We start from the raw sequence: 20328 nt of genomic DNA on the forward strand, positions 1-20328 counted from the left end.
CAATCTTACTTCACTGGCGTTTGCCATATCAGTTAAGATACACACTATACAGCGATTTTCAATTTGCCTACGCCAAATTGAAAAATCAAAAACTTTTTTATTCACCGTGTTTTCTAATGTCTAGTAGTGCATCTCAAAGAATTGATCTCTCAGGAAGTGCTTTGGGAATGGTCTCAACTATTAGTTTTCCTGCAATTGTTGGTACGGCTGACATGATGCTCAAATCTGCGACTGTACGGCTAGTCGGTTATGAAAAAGTCGGGAATGGATTTTGTACAGCGATTATCCGAGGTCAAATTACTGATGTCAGGATGGCAGTAGAAGCTGGAGCCGAAACTGCTAAGGAGTTTGGACAATTAGTTTCTACGATTGTGATTCCGCGCCCCTACCCAAATTTGGAGGCAATTTTACCAATTAGTAGTCGTCTGAGTCAGTTAACCGATGGACGCTATAGTCGTCTTAGTAACCAAGCGATCGGGCTACTTGAAACCCGTGGATTTCCTGCAATGGTGGGGGCTGCCGATATGATGCTGAAATCAGCAGATGTACATCTCGCTGGCTATGAAACCATTGGGGCAGGTTTATGTACTGCAATTATTCGGGGCAATGTCGCAGATGTGGCGATCGCGATCGAAGCAGGTATGTATGAAGCTGAGCGCATCGGAGAATTCCATACCCTGATGATTATTCCTCGTCCCCTTGATGATCTCGAAGAAACATTACCAACTTCCGAATATTGGATTGAAACCCCAGTGCCTGTAAATATTCCGATGATTGCTCTCCAAGAACAAGAGAGGGAATTAGTCCAATTACCAAACTTAGAGATTGCTGAAGTAGAAACTATTTCCATAGGCGAGCGCTAGATTTGCGAAAAAAACAAGTTCATAGCTTAGCCTTGAATATTTGCCTAATATTTGCCTTTAACCGATCAGCGATCCCCAATTACCAAACTAAACTTATTTGCAAACAAGCAATTCCTTCAAATCATCTAAATAAGCCACCTTTATATGCACTATTTAGATTTATCATGACGGCTTATATTGTCAAATGTACCGCCACTAGTTATCGTAGATATAAAGATAGAGTTGAATATATTTATCATATTCATTTTCTTTGATTATTCAGATTTAGAATGGCTATGTCTGTAGTAATAAATACTTATACATAATATTTATAGATTCTTTTATAAATTTTATAGATAGGTAATTACTACTAACAAGTCAGAAAATATCTGTAATTTAGCTGCGAGAAGCTAGCTGCATTAAGTCAGCTACAAAAGTGCGCCGAACGTCATCTCATTTTTATTTTGTATTAAAAATTTGAAATTTGATGTTTTAAGCGAACCGATCGTAGCTAAGATCAATAGTTGCGCTCGTGCATCTACATATGATTGATAGATAAACCGCGAGAACTTCAGTTTTTTAGAGAGTCGTAAGGACACTGGCTTAAATTATGCCGATCGCTATTGGAATGATCGAGACTAGAGGCTTCCCCGCAATTGTAGAAGCGGCGGATGCCATGGTCAAAGCTGCTCGCGTTACCCTTGTGGGTTACGAAAAAATCGGTAGTGGGCGGGTTACAGTCATTATCAGAGGTGATATCTCTGAGGTGAAAGCATCCATCGCTGCTGGAGTTGAAGGTGCAAACCGAGTGAATGGGGGCGAAGTAGTTTCGACTCATACCATTGCTCGACCACACGAAAACTTAGAGTATGTCCTACCAATTCGTTATACGCGAGAAGTAGAGCAATTTGCTTTTTAGACTTGTTTTATTTTGTTGCTTTTTCTGATTGTCTCAAAAAGACCCTCAAAAAACAGTATCGAAAGACTAAATTTTCATTAATTTCATTATTTATTTCTTAGGAGAACATGAATTATGGCGATCGCAGTAGGAATGATTGAAACCCTTGGTTTCCCTGCCGTTGTAGAAGCAGCTGATGCTATGGTTAAAGCTGCTCGCGTTACCTTAGTTGGTTACGAAAAGATCGGTAGTGGTCGTGTGACCGTTATCGTTCGTGGCGATGTCTCCGAAGTCCAAGCTTCAGTAGCCGCAGGTACTGATTCCGTAAAGCGCGTCAACGGCGGACAAGTTCTTTCCACACACATCATTGCGCGTCCTCACGAAAACCTCGAATACGTTCTACCAATTCGCTACACCGAAGAAGTCGAGCAGTTCCGTGACAATGTAAACTCCATTCGTCCTATCAACCGCCCATAGTATGGGGCTTAACTAGCGCGATCGCTAGAAATCGCTGGTTTGTCTGCTCAAATTTTGGCATCTCGCATTTTCATTTCATTCATTCTGTAAACGTACTTATAACAATATGCAAATTGCTAGAGTTTGCGGTACGGTCGTCAGTACCTACAAAGAGCCTAATCTATCTGGAAGCAAGTTTCTGCTCTTGCAGCTTGTCGATCTCCAAGGACAGTTACTTTCAGATTACGAAGTGGCAACAGATACTGTCGGTGCTGGCGTAGATGAATGGGTGCTATTTACTCGTGGGAGTGGCGCAAGGCAGGTACAAGGCAGTGAAAATCGTCCGATTGATGCGGCTGTTGTCGCCATCATTGATACCGTTAGCCTCAGCGATCGCACTCTCTACAGCAAAAAGTACAATGAAAGAATGCAATAGAGATATTCAACGATTAGCGCTAGATAAGTAAAAAGTTCTCCGACGTTGTAGCTTAAGTTGTTATTTGGAGGTGTGCTTTTGAGCCACTAATCATCTTGACTTTGATATTCAAGATATTAGTAAGCCTTAAAAGTACAGATTCACTATGGTAGTTCGTAGCTTTGCTGCCCCCCCTACACCTTGGTCTAGGAATTTGGCAGAACCCAAAATTGATCCATCCGCCTACGTTCATTCTTTTTCCAATCTAATTGGCGACGTTCACATCGGCGCAAATGTTTTGATTGCCCCAGGTACGTCAATCCGTGCAGATGAGGGCAATCCTTTTCATATTGGTAATAGTACAAACGTTCAGGATGGTGTTGTCATTCATGGTTTGGAAAAAGGTCGCGTGGTTGGCGATGACGGGAAAGAATATTCCGTCTGGATCGGCGATAGTACCTCCATCACGCACATGGCTCTGATTCATGGACCAGCCTATGTTGGCAACAATTGCTTTATTGGGTTCCGTTCCACAGTGTTTAATGCCAGAGTCGGTGACGGCTGCATTATTTCCTTACATGCTCTTGTCCAAGATGTAGAAATTCCTGCTGGTAAATATGTTCCTTCTGGTGCAGTGATTACAACGCAGCAACAAGCCGATCTGCTACCAAATGTGCGGGAATCAGACCAAAACTTTGCGAGTCATGTTGTCGGTATCAACGATTCCTTGAGACAGGGGTATCGCTGTGCTGCTGATATTGCCTGCATTACACCGATTCGCCAGCAGCAAGAGAAATCACCACAACCAAGCAGAAATTCTGCGTCAGGTTTTAATAAACAGCTTAATACGCAAATTAATAAGCCAAACTCTAATCAAATTTCTAATCAAATTAATCACAATCTTACCGATATAAACGCAGAGAGGAATGGATCTATGGCTGGGGATTTAGCGCAGCAAATACGACAACTTTTAGGTCAGGGCTATCATGTGGCAGTGGAGTACGCAGATGTACGTCGCTTCCGCAGTGGCTCTTGGCAATCTCATGCTATTCCACATACATCTGAAGCTTCAACAGTAATTGCTGCTGTACAAGCTGCTTTAGTAGAAAATGAAGGTGAATATGTTCGCTTGGTTGCGGTTGACCCCAAGGCAAAGCGTCGTGTTTCCGAAACTATTATTCAACGTCCCAGTGATAAAGCAGCAGTAATCAGCAATGCTGCACCTAGTACCAGCAATGGTAGTGCGCCTAAAGCGACCAACGGTTTTGCGGCTAGTGCTAACAGTGCTGATATTGCGGGTCAAGTTCGTCAACTTTTGGCTCAGGGCTATCGCATTAGTACAGAATATGCCGATGCTCGTCGCTTCCGTTCCGCTGCATGGCAAACTGGTCCTGCGATCGATGCCTCCAATGAATCCAGTGTAATTGCTGCCTTAAATAGCATTCTTGCTGAACATGAAGGCGAATATGTACGTTTAGTTGGTGTTGATCCTAAAGCTAAGCGTCGCGTAGTCGAAACTATCATTCAACGTGCTGATAGCCAAGCTGTAAGTATTGGTCAATCGAATAGCAATGGTGCAACGGCAAGTTTCACTACTTCTCGCGCTAATGGTAATGGCGTTACAACTGGAGATGTTGCATCTACTGTCGGTCAACTTTTGGCTCAAGGTCATCGCATTAGTGTAGAACATGCGGATGAGCGCCATTTCCGTACTACTTCTTGGCAGACTCTTCCTGCGATTACCGCTAATAGTCCAGCCGCTGCGATCGCTGCTTTAGAAAATTACATCGCCGAATATAGTGACGAATATGTGCGTCTTGTTGGTGTAGACACCAAGGCAAAGCGCCGTGTTGTCGAACTGCTAGTACATCGTCCCGGTGGTCAGCCCGTCGCTCCAACCCGCACTGCGGTAAAGGTCAGCAACTCTAGTAACAGCTCCTATGGTGGTGGTGCTGGCAGAATTAGTGGAGATATGTTGTCACGCATTCGTCAACTTTTGTCTCAGGGATACCGTATTGGCACTGAACATGCCGATGAGCGCCATTTCCGCACTAGTTCTTGGTTTAGCTGTTCACCGATCACTGCTTCTAATGAGTCAGAAGTAATTCGTGCTTTAGAGGCTTGCCTTGATGAGCATGGTGATGAGTATGTGCGCTTGCTAGGCATTGATCCTAAAGCTAAGCGTCGTGTATTTGAAGGCATCATTCAACGTCCTGCAAAGTAACGTTTTTAGAGAACCTCGCAAAGCGAGGTTCTCTATTTAGAAAAGTAATTAGCGAGTAATTGTTGTCAAGAACTTAGCGAAGTCCTTGATGAATTTAGAGAATTTAAAAATCATGCAATCGAACTACCTACCACCTTTAGAACCCATCGGAGATTTTCGCTCCTATGTTTGTGGGGATGTAGTGATCGATGAGACAGCAGCGATCGCATCTGGAGTATTAATCCAAGCAGATCAGGATGGCAAGATTACGATTGGTGCAGGTGTATGTATCGGTATGGGAGCCGTGCTGCACGCTCAAGGAGGACTATTAGAAATTGCTGCTGGTGCAAATCTGGGAGCAGGGGTTTTAGTATATGGCACTAGCAGAATTGGTGAAGGTGCTTGTATTGGTGCTTCTAGTTCCATTGTGCGGGCGGTAATTGCTAAGGGGGCAATCGTACCTCCCTGTTCGTTAATTAGTGGGTTAGATCAAACTGCCGTGGAGAAAGAGGTAAGTCCTGCGATCGCCCAAGATTTAGAAACAAGTTTAGAAACAAATAAAATTCCTTCGCCCACAAATTATTCGTTTACCCATACCTACTCTGCTGCTCAGCCTTTAAAAAACAAATTTGTGTCAGCGAATTTTGCCCAGTCGCCTGTGTCTCTGGATCAATCTGACAGTCTTAATAGTGACAATATTATTGAGCGATCGACTACAGAAACCTATGTGCATACCAGTGTCACCGCTACACCTGAGAGTGTAATTGCCAACTCGGTCGAGCGTACAGTCACCGAAACTCAGGTGGAAATTCCCAATGAGCCTATTACTGAGCAGTCTGTGGAATCCACAGTAATTTCTGAAGATACTTCTGGGCAAGTGTCAAGTGATGAGTCAATTAGTCCAGAGCAGACGGGTTCTGATTTGACCACCATCAATGCCGCAAATTCGGCACAGGCTAAGGCATATGCTCAAGCCCAAATTAATCGATACATTAAACGCCTTTTTCCACAAAACTAAACTTTAATGTTATTTCGATATAGCCATGTCGTGCAAAGCACGACGTGGCTATATTTTTTCGGGACAATTTGAAACGTACTTTGAGATAGGGTTTGCTACGCAAACCCTATCTCAAAGTACAAAAGTAAAAGCATTGTGTAGCAATGCTTTTACTTTTGTACTTTGAAAATTTGTCAGCTTAACCCGAACTGACGTTAGGTATCAAATGTCATCCAGTAAGGTCTGGGCAGACTGTCCTAGAATCGATAAATTAAGATATATCTAATTTTGAGATTATCTTTGTTTTTGTCAGTTCGATTATCTATTTGTAATCATGCTTACAAGATCAGTGATAAAGATCACTCAAATTTGATACTTAAATTACATCCTTATTTAAATTTAGCGATTATTATCAGTATTACAAAAGCAATTTTTTTGTGATTGCGAGAATATTTACAGCTAAATTGTGGTGAGTAATTGTCAGTAGAGTATTGATGCTTTGACAAAATTACCCAGTAATTTTTAGACACAGCTCGTATTAAGGCACAGGAAACAAAAAGACGTAAATTTAGTCATTATTGGCGTTGGGACAACGTTGTTGGAGGGATATGAAGATGAATAGCACTTTTAGCCTTAAATCTAGTATTGCCTTGCTAGTTCTGGGTGCTGCGATGATGGCATCTCCCAAGCAACCAGCACAATCAACATCAGATGCACTCATTTCTTACCAACCAGAGATCGCCGCTTCTGCGGTGGGGGCGATTGCTAATGCTATGCAGTATGAATTTGCTTAGTATTTATAAATTCAAAAATAAAGGCGGCGCGATGCGCCGCCTTTATTTTTGAAAACTAAGTTTAAAAAGGTAGAATACTAAAGAAAATTTTTGGCTTTGGTGGACAAGGGGCTATTTTGGAAAAAGGTACGCTAGTCGAAGTGAAATTGCATGGCGATCGCCGCCTTGTCGTGATTGATCGTCCTGAAGGCAAAAAGCACTTTCAAGCGATCGATGAAAATGGCAATACCCACACGATCCACCCCCGCGAGATTAATTACATTATTAAGGCTAGTGGTGAAAGCTCTAGCTTTACTTATACACAAATCCCCTCGTTTTTAAAAAAAGTCGAAAATTTTCTCGATCCCTCTAGCCTCGAAGTTGCTTGGGAAATTTTGATCGAAGACAATCAACCCACTAACCCTAGCGATCTTGCCAATCTCCTATTTTCAGAAGTTTCTGCGGTTACGTCCTACGCTTCCTATTGCCTATTAAGTAGTGACAAAATTTATTTCAAACAAAAGGGCGATCTCTACGAACCCCGCTCAACTTCTCAAGTCTCAGAACTAAAACATCAAGCGGAAGCCGCTGCCCAACGCGCTAAATTAATTGAGGAATTTCAGAATAAGCTAACGACGAAGCTATCGGGTGGTGAAGTCGAATGGACTACGAGCGATCGCAGTCGGTTAGATTGTTTAGAACGTTACGCCCTTAATGGTGATGAAGCCTCAGATAAAGCCGCCGCCCAAGAGTTACTGAGCTTTGCTAAACGTCCTAAAAATGAACAGGCCGCATTTCAAATGTTGGTTGACCTTGGCATTTGGAGCGAACATGAAAATCTGAATTTGCTGCGTAGCCAGATTCCAATTCGCTTTGCTAATGAATTGATTGTCGCCGCACAGGAATGTTTTACTGCGCCCATTCCTGACCATATGGGAGACCTGCGCCGCGATCTCACCCATCTGCATGTCTATACGATTGATGATATTAGCACCACCGAAATCGATGATGGTTTGAGTATCGAGACCCTAGCAGATGGTCGCAAGCGGATTTGGATTCACATTGCTGATCCCACACGCTGGCTTGATCCTGACAGTCCCTTAGATCGGGATGCGCGTAAGCGTGGCACAAGTGTCTACTTGCCCACAGGTGTGATCCCGATGTTCCCCATTGAACTAGCGGCAGGTCCCATGAGTTTGATCGAGAATAAGGTCTGTCATGCGGTTTCTTTTGCGGTCGATCTGGATGAGGTGGGTGCAGTTGCTCATTACGAAATTGTGACAAGTTTGGTGAAGCCGAACTATCGCCTCACCTATGAAGATGTCGAAGAAATGCTACAACTCGGCGTAGAGGATGATCTCGATCGCCTTGCCGACTTTGCCCGCCTTCGCAAAAAATGGCGCGTTGATCAGGGTGCGATCGAAATTCATTTACCTGATACCAGCGTCAAGGTTGACTCGAAAAATGGCGATCGCCTGACCTTAGAACTGATGGAGGACACCTTCTCTCGGCAACTGGTCGCCGAAATGATGATCCTTGCTGGTGAAGTCGCTGCTAAGTTTGCACAAACAAATAACATTCCTATTCCCTATCGCTATCAAGAACAACCAGAATTACCACCCCTCGATACCTTGATGCAGTTGCCATCAGGCCCCGTGCGCGAATTTGCGATCTGTCGCTGTATGACTAAAGGCTCATTAGGGCTATATGCTTCGCGCCATGCAGGTTTGGGACTTGATGCCTATGCACAGGTGACATCCCCAATTCGTCGCTATAGCGATTTATTAGCCCATTGGCAAATCAAGGCTTTCTTGCGTGGTGAGCCTCTGCCCTTTACTGCGGAAATGCTGACGGCAATTTTACAGGCGATCGATCCTGCGATTTGGGATGCCAATCAGGTTGAGCGGCAATCGGTTAAATATTGGAGCTTAGAATATCTGCGTCGCAATAAGGATGTGGTGTGGGAAGCGTTGATGCTGGATTGGTTGCGCGAAAATGAAAAGCTGGCTCTAGTCTTGATCGAAGATTTGGGCTTGAAGTTACCAATGCGAATTAATCGCCAGATCCAAGTGGGCGATAATTTGCGAATTAAAACAGGTGAGGTTGATCCCCGTAAGGACATTATTTATTTCCAAGAAGTGCAGCAGTCTACCTCTCCCCTAGAAATGGAGATGGAAAGAAATAGCGATCGGATCGAATCAGAGTATGCCACTCTTTGAATTTACCTTAAAGTTTAGTCTCCCAAATTTTCAAATTGATCCTAATGCCTATATTGAGAAACTATATGAAAATGGCTGTGACGATGCCTTAATTGGTATTGGAACTAAGGGATATATTGCTCTTGATTTTATCCGTGAGGCATCATCAGCTTATGAGGCAATTTACAGTGCTATTACTAATGTAAAAGCTGTGTTGCCCAAATCAAGGTTAATTGAAGCAAGTCCAGAATTACAGATAAACTCTTTCTTAATTTATACTGCTGACATAAAAATGAACGCTCTTTTCATTTGGGTAGAATAATTGCAGTTAAAATTTTAGGGCTTAGTAACATGCACCCTCCTAACCCACTACCAATATTGAATCTCCAGCAGTTAGACTTGGAGACTACCTTAGAGTTTGTCCAAAGAATTCTTCAATCCTCACCTGGCATTTTTGCAACTACAGGTCAATCTGGCACAGGTAAACTAACAACTTTATTGGCAATTGTAAATGAGTTTACTAGGTCAGGATCACCAGTCAAACTTTTTACAGAAGATCTAAATTTCCCTTTTGTACTTCCAGAGAACTGGTCGATTCAGGTTGTTATACCAAAAGAAACTGCTTGGACTGAGGCAATAGAAAATTCAATTCTAGATTCGTCTATACCTTTTGTGATTGATATATTGAACTTGAACAATTACAAATCAGTCTTTCTTGCCGCTCAACAAAAACGATGGATTTTTACTTGTATTGATACGCCTTATATAGGGATTGATGTTGTCTACAATTTTCGAGATTGGATAGGAATTAATTATTCGGAAATTCTTCAGCAATTTTCTTGCGTTTGGTCGCAGACACTCTTGCCTCTCTTATGTATAAATTGCGCTCAACCAGTTCAAGTTGGGGTTGAAGCAATGAAGTTGTTAGATCCTAATACCCATCAAGCAGAAGAACTATGGAAAGAAGTTGGTTGTGAAATTTGTGAACAGCGTGGCACCAAAAAACGTGGTGCTGTTTACGAAATCTTGCAAATCGATGATGAGACAAGACCGATTTTGCAGGATTATTTAGAAAACAACATTATTACGCCGTTACCAAGTACTAAACATCAGACAATTCAAGACTTTGCTCGTAGCCTTTTGAGATCTGGAAAGGTTGGGATTGAGACATATAAGAAATTTATCACCCAAAATCCTATGTTGCGTGTTCAACATCTACTCGAACATGAAAAGTATCGCTCAGCCCAGATGCAAGATATGTTCAGTCGCTTTGTTACTCGACAGGTGGTGGATCGGATTTTACACAGCTCAGATTTTGCCGAGATCGTTGCAGGTGAAAGACGTAAAGTAACTTGTGTGTTCTGTGACGTTCGTAACTTTACATCCTATGCCGAAACTGCCTCTCCAGATGATATTTTTGCTCTCCTTAACAGTTATTTTCAAGACATTATTGAGATTGTCTTCCACTATGAAGGCACAATTGATAAGTTTATCGGTGACTCAATTATGTTGGTGTTCGGTGCCCCCACTGAGCAACTTGATCAGGAAATAAGAGCAGTGCGCTGTGCGATCGCCATCCAACACAAGGTAGCGGAAATCAACAAAAAAAGAACTAATAAAGATGTTATTAATCTTGGAATTGGTATTAATACAGGAGAAGTGATAGCTGGCTGTTTAGGCAGCGAACGCCGTATGGATTATACAGTTCTTGGTGATGTAGTAAATGTTGCTGCACGTCTTGAGAGTAGAGCTAGTGCTAGACAGATTTTAATCAGTGCTGAGACTTTCATGGCTATTCAAGACAAAATACCTTGTCACTCCGTTGGTGATCTAGTATTAAAGGGAAAATCTGAGAGACTATCAGCTTTTGAAGTAGTTTATGAATGAGGAGAATTGTATATGAATAATGTGAATTGTATTACTGCAATAGCAAGGTAGCCCAACATATTGCAAATTTTAAATTGCACGTTTTAAAACTGTAAATCTGAGTATGCCACTTTTTAAATTTCAAGGCTAGCTGCTCTAAGAAGCCTTAGAAATGGCTGTACAACAGCATTGATCCAAAACTCATTTTTTTGTAAAGCTTTTTCGCAAAATTGCAATATACTAGATAGGCTGTCAAGTTTTCAACAGTAACAAGGAAGGAGCTATGTCCCGTTATAGAGGTCCGCGCCTCAGAATCGTCAGAAGACTCGGAGAGCTTCCCGGTCTAAGTCGCAAACAACCTAAGCACGCATATCCACCTGGACAACATGGTCAAGATCGCAAAAAGCGTTCTGAGTATGCAGTGCGTCTCGAAGAAAAACAAAAATTACGTTTTAACTACGGTCTAACCGAAACTCAACTACTCCGCTATGTGCGTCGTGCTAGAAGAGTTAAGGGTTCTACAGGACTTGTATTGTTGCAATTGCTAGAAATGCGTTTAGACAATACCGTTTTTCGTTTGGGTTTAGCACCAACGATTCCTGCGGCACGTCAGCTAGTAAATCATGGACATATCACCATCAATGGCAAGAGTGTCACCATTCCTAGCTATGGTGTTCGCCCTGGTGAAGTAATTAGCGTCAAAGACAACGAAAAATCGAAAAAGATCGTCGAGCGTAACCTCGAATTCCCCGGTCTATCTAACATTCCTAGCCATTTAGAATTTGACAAAACAAAAATGACTGGTAAGGTCAATGGCGTTGTTGAACGTGAATGGGTGGCATTGCAAGTGAACGAACTGCTGGTTATTGAGTACTACTCACGCCAAGCTTAAGGTTAAAGCAATCAGCTACGGGCTTTGTTGTATCTTAGATAAATTGCTTGTAGCTGAAAGCCTTGCCATTGGGTAAACTCTATTAGGTTCAACTTCACTGCGAATTATGCAGTTAAATATTTCTGCTCCTGCAAACCTCGATTTACACGTTCCTAAAGACTTTGTTAGGGGTTGTCCCCGCAGTGTCCGTATGGATATTGATCATCTGCTTCTAGCGATCGAGGCGCTGGATTTAGAAGCAGTAGAAGTCATGCTCGTCTTAATTGAGCAGTTAGGTTTACAAAAGACGATTCCTAGTCGTGTTGCTTTTTGGCGGCTGCGTAATACCAATCCATTGCGACGCAACTATCAGCGTGCAAGTCTTAGCTGGGATGAGCTAAAGGCTCTAGTAAAGATTGTCTGTACTTTGACTAAGCAGCTAGATACAGGTTTGCGCTTTTTGATTAGTACGCAGCAACAAATTAGTGAAGGCAAAATTGAGGCATTAGGGTTGCAGCAAAACCAAGCTTATTTAGAGACCTATATCGATCGCTTCAAGTCGTTATATATCGGTCGGATGCGATCGCCTTCGCCCCTAAATAATGAAGAAATCCGCGAATTAGCCCTACAACTACTAACGCGACTGTTGCTATGTAGTGGTGTCGCGGGTGAATATCGCCTATGGCATAGTCTGTTTGATGGAGCGATCGCCTAATGATTCAACGCAGCTATAGTTTGCCAAGTTGTACTTTACTGATTGATGGCATTAGCACCTCTGGGGATACTCTATCCATCCTGAGCGGGTTTAGTTGTCGCTTTAGTCATCAGTCTGAAGCCATCGAAGGTGGTCTCGATCTTCTCAAAGCCTTAGTTAAAGTTGTGGGAGCCTATGCCCAAGCTTTAAAAAGCAATACTCCCTTGACAATTCCTGAAGGGCAGGTACGTCTGGAACCAGAAGGAAAGCATCTGCATTTGCTATCGATTACTGCCAATGAAGCTAATGCTAATACCACCCAGAAAATTGAAATTAAACTAAATACGATTCAGCTTTTTGACTTGATGGAGAGTTTGGATCGTCTGTGTTGCGATCCGACAACTTTGCCAGATTTGCGCTTAGTGACTCAGATCTCCGACTATCGAGGGCAGGCTCAGTTAAATAGTCAAGCCGTACCCGCGATCGCTGGGGTGATCAGTTTAGCGATCGCGGCAACGGTTCTGTACTTTGTCCCCACACCAAAGCCAGAAACCAAGCCCGCGCAACCTGTACCCACCCAAACTAACCCCTTGCCGAAGGTGTCAACACCACCAAAACCTTCCGCCAGTCCTGAAAGTACATCAACTCCTAGCAGTTCGACAAGTCCTGAGAGTTCTCCAACTCCCACAAGCTCAGCAAGCCCTGAGAGTTCTCCAACTCCTAGCAGCTCAGCGAGTCCTGAAAGCTCCCCAACGCCTACTAGTTCGGCAAGTCCTACTAGTTCATCAAGTCCTAGCTTTAGAAACAATTAAAAAAAGAGATGTGCTTAGCGCATCTCTTTTTTATCTTGACGGGACGAGCGCAAAAAAATGACAATGTTCTTAATCGATTTAATCCAAATCACCCAAACTACCATAAGCTAAAAGCTAAAAGCTAAGAGCTAAAAGCCTCATAAAACTATGACCAGAACCGAACGCGACTCCATGGGGGAAATGTCCCTGCCCGATGATGTTTACTATGGTATCCAAACCGTTAGGGCGATCAATAACTTTAAGATTAGTGGACTAAAGCCCCTCTCCACCTTTGTGGATGCTTGCCTGTTAATCAAAAAAGCAACTGCATTAGTTAACGCCGAACTGGGTTGTATTCCTGTCGGGATGGGTATGGCGATCGCGGCGGCGGCGGATGAAATTTTAGATGGAGCTTTGCGCGATCAATTTGTGGTGGATGTGTACCAAGCGGGGGCTGGGACATCCCATCATATGAATATTAATGAGGTCTTAGCCAATCGTGCCCTTGAAATTTTGGGCGATGTCAAAGGCAATTACCAAAATGTGAACCCCAATGATCATGTAAATTATGGTCAGTCCACCAATGATGTGATTCCCACTGCGATTCGGATTGGGGCATTATTAGCGTTGCATCACGTACTCTTTCCCGCTCTCGCTAATCTCAACGAGCAGTTACGCATTAAAGCGATCGCCTTTTCAGGCATTGTTAAATCAGGACGCACCCATTTACAGGATGCCGTCCCCGTGAGACTGGGTGATGAATTTCAAGCCTACGCCCAAATTATCAGCGATCATGTGAGACGGATTCACCAAGCGGCTAGTGATCTCAAAACCCTCGGCCTAGGCGGTAGTGCTTCAGGTACAGGGTTAAATACCCATCCTCAATATTGCGATCGCGTTGCTGAAAAGCTGAGTGAAATTACAGGCTTTGAGCTAACCTCTGCTAGTAACTTAATGGCAGCAATGCAAAGCATGGCTCCCTTTGTAAATGTATCAGGGGCAATTCGTAACCTCGCTCAAGATACCTGCAAAATTGCTAACGATTTGCGCTTGATGGATTCGGGACCCAAAACAGGTTTGCGGGAAATCATGTTACCCCCCGTCCAACCCGGTTCATCGATTATGCCCGGAAAATATAATCCTGTAATTGCCGAGATGACGAATATGGTTTGTTATCAGGTGATCGGCTATGACACAGCGATCGCCTTTGCTGCACAGGCTGGTCAATTGGAATTGAACGTGATGATGCCTTTGATTGCCTACGATTTGATTCATAGTATTGAGATTTTAGGACAGGCGATCGACACTTTGGCGACTAAGTGCATCAGAGGGATTACCGCAGTGGAAGATCGTTGTCTTGCCTATGCTGAAGGTAGTCTTTCCTTAGTAACAGCCTTGAATACTCATATCGGTTATCTCAATGCGGCGGATGTGGCGAAGGAATCCTTAGCAACAGGTAAATCTTTGCGTCAGGTAGTTCTCGATAAAGGTTTAATGACCGAAGAGAAGTTAGCCGAAGTTCTCAACCTCGAGCAGATGAGTCGTCCCAATGGTTAATTCCAAATTACAAAAAGCTATGCCTTTTTGTAATTTGGAATTAATTGTCGAATCTCAAACTGAAATTATGACTATAAATCAATGATTACTTCCATTTATGCAGCACTGTCATCGCTCTTGATTGTATGGCTGTCATTCAATGTCGTTAAATTGCGTCAATCTGGGCGAGTCATACTGGGAGATGGTGGTAATTCTAAGTTACAGGTAGCGATCCGCGCTCAAGGTAATGCCACAGAATATATTCCCATTTCGTTGATTTTACTCTTGTTATTAGAACTGAGTAAAGCGAATGCATTGATGTTACATATTGGTGGAGTCGCTTTGCTGATCGGGAGATCGCTCCATGCCTATGGACTAACGACAAGCAATTTAAAGTTACGAGTATCAGGAATGGTTTTCACATTTGGCAACATCATCTATTTGGCGATCGTCAATCTTGTGTACTTCTACTTGAGGACATAGAATAGGCGGCGCAAAGTACCGCTCATTCTATGTCTAACTTATAAATCAGAAAGGAGAAAAAATGTTAGCAGTAGCAGTTTTAGCGGCAGGTAAAGGGACGCGGATGAAATCGGCTTTACCGAAAGTATTACAACCTCTTGGTGGTAAATCCTTAGTGGAGCGAGTTCTCAATACCACTGATGCCCTTCAAGCCGATCGCCGCATTGCGATTGTCGGATATTGCAGTGATCAAGTTCGCGCTGCCCTCGCCGACTATCCCCATTTAGAATTTGCCGAACAATCCGAACAATTGGGAACGGGTCATGCAATTCAACAATTATTGGAACCCTTAGCAGGATTTGAAGGTGAGCTGGTTGTTCTCACTGGAGACTCGCCTTTAATGCGAACGGAAACAATTCAATCTTTAATCGATAGCCATCGTCAACATAAAGCTTCGGCAACCGTACTCACCGCACTCTTGCCAAATCCTACGGGCTATGGTCGTGTATTTTGCGATCGCGACATGAAGCTCGAACGCATCGTCGAGCATCGTGACTGCGATCCTGAACAACTGCTAAATCAACGAGTAAGTACAGGTATGTATTGTTTTGACTGGCAACAGCTAGCTCAGGCTTTACCAAAACTAACCAATGAGAATTCTCAGAATGAATACTATCTCACCGAAGTTTTTGACTATCTCACTGAAGTTTATGCCAGTGATTTAGAAGATATTGATGAAAGCCTTGGTATTAACGATCGCCTTCAGTTAGCCCATGCCTACGATGTTTTACAAAAGAGAGCGCGAGAAAAATGGATGCGTGCGGGTGTGACGATGTTACTACCTGAAACGATTACTATTGATGATGAAGTGGAACTTGCGCCTAATGTAATTATTGAGCCAAACTCCTATTTACGCGGCAATACTAAAGTTGGTTCAGGTACGACTATTGGACCTTCGAGTATGCTCTCTAATAGTATTGTTGGAGAGCATTGTACTGTGCAATTTTCAGTGATTGAAGATAGTCAAATTGCTGATAACTGTCAAATTGGGCCCTTTACCAGAATTCGTGGGGAATCAGTGATCGGCGAAAAATGTCGCATTGGTAATTTTGTGGAACTTAAAAATACTCAAATTGGCGATCGCACTAATGCCGCTCACCTCAGTTATTTGGGTAATGCGACCATTGGTAATAAAGTCAACATTGGTGCAGGCACAATTACCGCTAATTATGATGGCTTTAAAAAGTACCCAACCGTGATTGGCGATCGCACCAAGACTGGTTCTAATTCTGTACTGGTTGCACCGATTCAAATTGGTGAAAATGTGAATATTGCCGCAGGTTCTACGGTTGTAGAGAATGTGGAATCTAATGCTTTGGTGATCGCAAGGGCTAAACAGGTTGTGAAACCCGATTATTACGATCAAGAAGGTCGTAAGAAGTGATGCTAAAGAGTTAGTAAAAATTAACGGTATTCCTAAAAAGGAGAGGATTTATTGAGGTAAGGATGGGCGGAGATTTGCGCCGCCCATCCTTACCTATTTAGCCCAATACCTATAGTAAGAAGGAAAAAATGCTGCTACAAAGGACAAAAGCCAAGTAGCAGCATTTTTTCTTATAGCTATTAGATAGCAACTTGGGTTAAATATTAAAAAAGTTTGAGAAGCGAGCTTTTTTCTATTTATCTGAAATCCACAAATCGGCTGCAACAATGTTTATATAAACATATAAGAAATATAAATATATAAAGCCTGGCTGCATAAATATTTGTCATTGATTTTTCGTTTATATTCCTTTATTTGTATAACGCTTATCTTGGCACGACCCCAAACATTAACCTATACTCTCCTAATCTAAAACTAGTTATTCCATAGCTTGAGCTAGTGATTGATTAGAATGAGCAAGGATTCCCGCTAATTATCCTGATCAAGTGCTGCTATACGGATGGAACTTTAGATTCTAGATTGCAGTCACTTTCGCCAAGTAGTTAGTTAGAACTTTAGTTGTTAGCTTCTAAATTACTACTTTTAAATGTAGATAGAACTTTATTTTTAGTTCGTTAGTCAATACGCTCATGTAGAGATGGAACTTTAAAAACTGCTTCCAGTCAATACTTTCAAGCAATTAGATGGAACTTTGAATTGTAGTTCCCTATCACTATCTCAATCAATTACATGTACTAGGATAAATTCAAAGTTTATGCTAATGGATGTGATGGGTTCTACTTTGCTTGAATTTCTTTGTCAACGTAAACCTTACTAAGGAAAACACAAATGGCTTTTATATCAACATTTGAACTACTTCTCAAGCCTCAACTTCCTAAGTCAATTACAGATTCAAGACCTGAGCTACAACCGATTGCCAGAAACATCCTCCAAGGCTACTTCCTCACCATTGCTAACATCACCAACGAGCTTGTGTTTCTTTCCGTCGTTGTTACTACAAGAACCCCTGGGCTAGACCCCAAAAAAATCCTCACGGTTCTTGATACTACAGGTGTAAATGGACCTGTAAGTAGTTTCTTTGATGGTATTGGCGAAACCAAAAAATCACGCTTTACCTTTCCCATCAATGCAAATGATACTGGATTGTTCATTCTGCAACCCAATGCTCTAGATGAGGAACTTAGAAAATCCGCCAACTTTGAACTAAGAGGTTATGCTGAGATCTTTGTCAGTTCTGTGTCAGCAGCCAAAAAGACAAAGTTACTGATTACTCCTGAACACCGTGGCACATTTTTTGGAACAGAACAGGCTCAGCTTGGAGAAGTTGCCTATACATTACCAATTGCTGGTGGAAACTCTCTGTTCGAGATATAGAAACATGATTGTCTTTGCCCTTGCAATGGATGTCTAAATAATTAGGATGAGTGGTGTACAACGCTCGTCCTAATTCCCTTCTTAAGTTGTCATTGTGCTGTAAGCACAATGACAACCGCTATAACATCACTTATCCAATCAGCAAAACATTTATGTCAGAAACTAGTCAGCTCAATTATAGAAGCTTGTCGCATAGTCAAGTACTTCTGCATCCCAATCCCAAGGGGATTATCCAATTTATTGGTGGATTTGTTTTTGGTTCCTTTCCTGTGCCAGCGTATAGGTATTTGCATCAATTTTTGTTCAATCAAGGATATTCGCTGATTTTGTATCGCTTCCCATTAAATCCGTTTCAATTAAATCATTGGCAAGTTGCTCTAGATCTACTAAAGGAGCAATATGCTCTCAAAGTAGAAATTGTCAAACTACTCAAACAAGAAAAGCAACCTAGCGAAATTCTCAATGTCTATGCCAATCCTGCTAATTACCGATGGCTAGGACATAGCCTTGGTAGTAAATATGTGATCTTGCTGGAAATTTTAAGCCATAAGCCAGAAAGACGCATCCAAGTGTTGCAAGATGCTTTACGACAGGAAGAAGTCAATAGTCTAGTCCAAAGCATTAATGTTGCTGAAGCAAAGAAGCGAGAGTCAGAGGCATCTCTGCGTCAACTACTGCCTGATGCTCTATCAATTAGTCAGTTTTTCATTCGCGATCAACCTGCGGTTTTAATTGCTCCTGAAGTCAGTAATACCGTGAGATTTTTAAGATCTGGTTGGAGAATATCTAGTTCTGGAACTAGACCGAATCAGCAGCAAACTGAAAACTTAATTCGAGATAGTAAAGAACTATTTAACTTAACTGAGAACTTGCACCATTCTGGAAAGGGGTTGCAAAGAGAGTAAAGATGTGAAAAAAAGGGCGTAGTAGTAAATTAAATAACGATTATGGAAAGCATCGTTAAGCACGCCCAAGGTTTAGTGTATAGCCTAATTTGTCTGATGCCAAGTGTGTATCAAAAAGCAAGTCTGAATGCAATATTAGGGCTATTTCTGGAAGCGCAAGGGCATCCCTATCCAGAACATACACAGGTAAAATCAGCGAGTGCATTAAGCCGATTTCTCAATCACTATAACTGGTCAACAAGAGGACTAATTCGAGCAACAAGGCTGTCAATTTTGGGGCAAATCGCCAAGCATCGCCCATCGAAGAGAGTGCCATTAAAGATACTGATAGACCTGACCACCTTAGAAAAAAGCGGCAAGTTTTTACATTTGAGCAATCCCACCCCAAACGAACCAGACCCATGGGTGAGAATCCTCAACGGAAAGCGAGGACTACATCTGGTTGTACTGTATCTGGTCTATGGAGAGTGGCGCGTACCATGGAGTTTTAGAGTATGGCGCGGCAAAGGATACTCCAGTCCCTCTGACTTAGCTTGTAAGTTATTGGGGACAGTACCCAAGCAACTAACCCAAGGCAAGACTGTGATTGTCCTTGCTGATACTGAGTTTAGTACGGTGAAGTTTTTCAATGCTGTCCGCGCCAAGTCTTGGCGCATCGTTGTCGGTGTCCGCAACAATCGTAAACTTCAAGATGGACGTACCGTCAAACAACTTTATCCCCATGGCAAACGTGGACAACTAATTTTACTGGAAGGGCTAAGTACGCCTTTGACGATCTCTTGGTTCTGGCTCAAAAGAGCCGATAGTAAACGGGAGTTACGCTTTGTGGTCTCTTCTCATCCTTATTCTGGCGCTTATCTGGTGATGTTAGGTCGTAAGCGTTGGGCGATTGAGGGATTCTTCAAAACCATCAAACATCGCTTTGGTTTGCATTGTTTTGGGCAATCTACAAAACTTGGCGTTTATCGTTGGCTTATCCTCTCTCTGCTTTCTTATCTTTTGGCTCATTGGATTGATCAATGGTCGTTTCCTCCCATCTTGGACTGGAAAGCTACCTGTGATTTAACCCTTTCTGTTTTATTCCCTTCTGTCCTTTGGTTGAAACTTCTCAGGTATCTTCAAATTAGTGCCGATATTGCTGCTCGTCATGGCTTTGAAATTATTCTCAAACCCATTCCCACTTGACTCTTTCACGAATGCTGCAAGATCTCAGTTAACGGGCATTATTTCTTTTAATTTGGATGCGATCGCCGAAGATGATGTGGCTTTTTTGGTCGAGGAGATTAAACATAGAGCTTTTCAGCCACCTTTATCCAAAGAGCTATATGGCTATCATCTGCAACCGCTTGGAATTCATATTGAAGATTTAGGGCGTGATATCGTGAATTTCTACGAAGAGCTAGAGCAACGTAAAGCTAAGAGCAAGCCTGCGCTAACTAGTGAACTCATTGCTGTTTAAGTAGCTACCCTCCCAACCTGTAGCGATCGCGTAGCGTGCGCCACAGGTTTGGGGGGATATTCACGAAGTTACATTTTTTATCTAAACGAAAGAAAGTGCTAACCGTAACAATCGCTAACTGTTAAGATGCAAGTAGCAGTTACG

At 42.5% G+C, this 20328-nt stretch carries 20 protein-coding genes; all 20 read left to right on the forward strand.

Annotated features, from left to right (window positions below):
- Positions 1-116: 116 nt before the first annotated feature.
- The 20 genes from NMG48_RS07060 (at position 117) to NMG48_RS07155 (ending at position 20184) form a co-directional block, all read left to right on the forward strand.
- Positions 117-863, forward strand: a complete 747-nt coding sequence (locus tag NMG48_RS07060) for a carbon dioxide-concentrating mechanism protein (protein ID WP_271254580.1) — start codon at positions 117-119, stop codon at positions 861-863.
- A 589-nt stretch (positions 864-1452) separates the two neighbouring features.
- A complete protein-coding gene (locus tag NMG48_RS07065; protein ID WP_009625737.1) occupies positions 1453-1761 on the forward strand; it encodes a carbon dioxide-concentrating mechanism protein CcmK in 309 nt (102 codons plus the stop codon).
- A gap of 114 nt (positions 1762-1875) precedes the next feature.
- Positions 1876-2217 (forward strand): carbon dioxide-concentrating mechanism protein CcmK, encoded by a 342-nt coding sequence (locus NMG48_RS07070; protein ID WP_126384540.1) that lies wholly within the window; start codon positions 1876-1878, stop codon positions 2215-2217.
- 106 nt (positions 2218-2323) lie between these two features.
- Complete coding sequence (locus NMG48_RS07075; protein ID WP_271254581.1) at positions 2324-2632, forward strand: EutN/CcmL family microcompartment protein; 309 nt, start codon at positions 2324-2326, stop codon at positions 2630-2632.
- Positions 2633-2777: 145 nt separating this feature from the next.
- Positions 2778-4835: a ribulose bisphosphate carboxylase small subunit gene (locus tag NMG48_RS07080; RefSeq protein ID WP_271254582.1), complete on the forward strand. Its 2058-nt coding sequence runs from the start codon at positions 2778-2780 to the stop codon at positions 4833-4835.
- Positions 4836-4947: 112 nt separating this feature from the next.
- A complete protein-coding gene (locus NMG48_RS07085; protein WP_271254583.1) occupies positions 4948-5832 on the forward strand; it encodes a hypothetical protein in 885 nt (294 codons plus the stop codon).
- A 593-nt stretch (positions 5833-6425) separates the two neighbouring features.
- A complete protein-coding gene (locus NMG48_RS07090; protein ID WP_271254584.1) occupies positions 6426-6605 on the forward strand; it encodes a hypothetical protein in 180 nt (59 codons plus the stop codon).
- 116 nt (positions 6606-6721) lie between these two features.
- A complete protein-coding gene (locus NMG48_RS07095; RefSeq protein ID WP_271254585.1) occupies positions 6722-8803 on the forward strand; it encodes a ribonuclease catalytic domain-containing protein in 2082 nt (693 codons plus the stop codon).
- On the forward strand, positions 8790-9104 hold the full coding sequence (locus tag NMG48_RS07100; RefSeq protein ID WP_271254586.1) for a hypothetical protein: 315 nt from the start codon (positions 8790-8792) through the stop codon (positions 9102-9104). Before NMG48_RS07095 ends, NMG48_RS07100 begins: the two co-directional genes overlap by 14 nt.
- A gap of 77 nt (positions 9105-9181) precedes the next feature.
- Positions 9182-10669, forward strand: coding sequence for an adenylate/guanylate cyclase domain-containing protein (locus NMG48_RS07105; RefSeq protein ID WP_271254587.1), 1488 nt, complete (start codon positions 9182-9184; stop codon positions 10667-10669).
- 262 nt (positions 10670-10931) lie between these two features.
- A complete protein-coding gene (rpsD, locus tag NMG48_RS07110) occupies positions 10932-11540 on the forward strand; it encodes a 30S ribosomal protein S4 (protein WP_271254588.1) in 609 nt (202 codons plus the stop codon).
- A gap of 106 nt (positions 11541-11646) precedes the next feature.
- A complete protein-coding gene (locus NMG48_RS07115) occupies positions 11647-12234 on the forward strand; it encodes a DUF3038 domain-containing protein (RefSeq protein WP_126384517.1) in 588 nt (195 codons plus the stop codon).
- Positions 12234-13025, forward strand: coding sequence for a DUF4335 domain-containing protein (locus NMG48_RS07120; protein WP_271254589.1), 792 nt, complete (start codon positions 12234-12236; stop codon positions 13023-13025). The genes NMG48_RS07115 and NMG48_RS07120 overlap by 1 nt, the downstream gene beginning before the upstream one ends.
- Before the next feature lie 147 nt (positions 13026-13172).
- The gene (locus tag NMG48_RS07125) at positions 13173-14561 is read left to right on the forward strand and encodes an aspartate ammonia-lyase (protein ID WP_271254590.1); all 1389 of its coding nucleotides are present in this window, start codon (positions 13173-13175) and stop codon (positions 14559-14561) included.
- 81 nt (positions 14562-14642) lie between these two features.
- The gene (locus NMG48_RS07130) at positions 14643-15023 is read left to right on the forward strand and encodes an MAPEG family protein (protein WP_271254591.1); all 381 of its coding nucleotides are present in this window, start codon (positions 14643-14645) and stop codon (positions 15021-15023) included.
- A 61-nt stretch (positions 15024-15084) separates the two neighbouring features.
- On the forward strand, positions 15085-16446 hold the full coding sequence (gene glmU, locus NMG48_RS07135) for a bifunctional UDP-N-acetylglucosamine diphosphorylase/glucosamine-1-phosphate N-acetyltransferase GlmU (RefSeq protein WP_271254592.1): 1362 nt from the start codon (positions 15085-15087) through the stop codon (positions 16444-16446).
- Positions 16447-17274: 828 nt separating this feature from the next.
- On the forward strand, positions 17275-17820 hold the full coding sequence (locus NMG48_RS07140) for a hypothetical protein (protein WP_271254593.1): 546 nt from the start codon (positions 17275-17277) through the stop codon (positions 17818-17820).
- Between the two features lie 152 nt (positions 17821-17972).
- The gene (locus tag NMG48_RS07145; RefSeq protein ID WP_271254594.1) at positions 17973-18725 is read left to right on the forward strand and encodes a DUF1350 family protein; all 753 of its coding nucleotides are present in this window, start codon (positions 17973-17975) and stop codon (positions 18723-18725) included.
- A gap of 42 nt (positions 18726-18767) precedes the next feature.
- Positions 18768-19910 (forward strand): transposase, encoded by a 1143-nt coding sequence (locus tag NMG48_RS07150; protein ID WP_271252192.1) that lies wholly within the window; start codon positions 18768-18770, stop codon positions 19908-19910.
- Positions 19873-20184: a hypothetical protein gene (locus tag NMG48_RS07155; protein WP_271254595.1), complete on the forward strand. Its 312-nt coding sequence runs from the start codon at positions 19873-19875 to the stop codon at positions 20182-20184. The genes NMG48_RS07150 and NMG48_RS07155 overlap by 38 nt, the downstream gene beginning before the upstream one ends.
- Positions 20185-20328 lie beyond the last annotated feature (144 nt).

The organism is Pseudanabaena sp. Chao 1811 (genome assembly GCF_027942295.1).
Taxonomy (GTDB): Bacteria; Cyanobacteriota; Cyanobacteriia; order Pseudanabaenales; family Pseudanabaenaceae; genus Pseudanabaena.

Excerpts from the sequence above, each read along its gene's own strand:
- NMG48_RS07060 (WP_271254580.1), top strand. The coding sequence starts at position 117 with ATGTCTAGTAGTGCATCTCAAAGAATTGATCTCTCAGGAAGTGCTTTG.
- NMG48_RS07145 (WP_271254594.1), top strand. The coding sequence starts at position 17,973 with ATGTCAGAAACTAGTCAGCTCAATTATAGAAGCTTGTCGCATAGTCAA.
- NMG48_RS07100 (WP_271254586.1), top strand. The coding sequence starts at position 8,790 with ATGCCACTCTTTGAATTTACCTTAAAGTTTAGTCTCCCAAATTTTCAA.
- NMG48_RS07080 (WP_271254582.1), top strand. The coding sequence starts at position 2,778 with ATGGTAGTTCGTAGCTTTGCTGCCCCCCCTACACCTTGGTCTAGGAAT.
- NMG48_RS07155 (WP_271254595.1), top strand. The coding sequence starts at position 19,873 with ATGGCTTTGAAATTATTCTCAAACCCATTCCCACTTGACTCTTTCACG.
- NMG48_RS07115 (WP_126384517.1), top strand. The coding sequence starts at position 11,647 with ATGCAGTTAAATATTTCTGCTCCTGCAAACCTCGATTTACACGTTCCT.
- NMG48_RS07065 (WP_009625737.1), top strand. The coding sequence starts at position 1,453 with ATGCCGATCGCTATTGGAATGATCGAGACTAGAGGCTTCCCCGCAATT.
- NMG48_RS07070 (WP_126384540.1), top strand. The coding sequence starts at position 1,876 with ATGGCGATCGCAGTAGGAATGATTGAAACCCTTGGTTTCCCTGCCGTT.
- NMG48_RS07140 (WP_271254593.1), top strand. The coding sequence starts at position 17,275 with ATGGCTTTTATATCAACATTTGAACTACTTCTCAAGCCTCAACTTCCT.
- NMG48_RS07125 (WP_271254590.1), top strand. The coding sequence starts at position 13,173 with ATGACCAGAACCGAACGCGACTCCATGGGGGAAATGTCCCTGCCCGAT.
- NMG48_RS07075 (WP_271254581.1), top strand. The coding sequence starts at position 2,324 with ATGCAAATTGCTAGAGTTTGCGGTACGGTCGTCAGTACCTACAAAGAG.
- NMG48_RS07150 (WP_271252192.1), top strand. The coding sequence starts at position 18,768 with ATGGAAAGCATCGTTAAGCACGCCCAAGGTTTAGTGTATAGCCTAATT.
- NMG48_RS07090 (WP_271254584.1), top strand. The coding sequence starts at position 6,426 with ATGAATAGCACTTTTAGCCTTAAATCTAGTATTGCCTTGCTAGTTCTG.
- NMG48_RS07130 (WP_271254591.1), top strand. The coding sequence starts at position 14,643 with ATGATTACTTCCATTTATGCAGCACTGTCATCGCTCTTGATTGTATGG.
- glmU (WP_271254592.1), top strand. The coding sequence starts at position 15,085 with ATGTTAGCAGTAGCAGTTTTAGCGGCAGGTAAAGGGACGCGGATGAAA.
- NMG48_RS07120 (WP_271254589.1), top strand. The coding sequence starts at position 12,234 with ATGATTCAACGCAGCTATAGTTTGCCAAGTTGTACTTTACTGATTGAT.
- rpsD (WP_271254588.1), top strand. The coding sequence starts at position 10,932 with ATGTCCCGTTATAGAGGTCCGCGCCTCAGAATCGTCAGAAGACTCGGA.
- NMG48_RS07085 (WP_271254583.1), top strand. The coding sequence starts at position 4,948 with ATGCAATCGAACTACCTACCACCTTTAGAACCCATCGGAGATTTTCGC.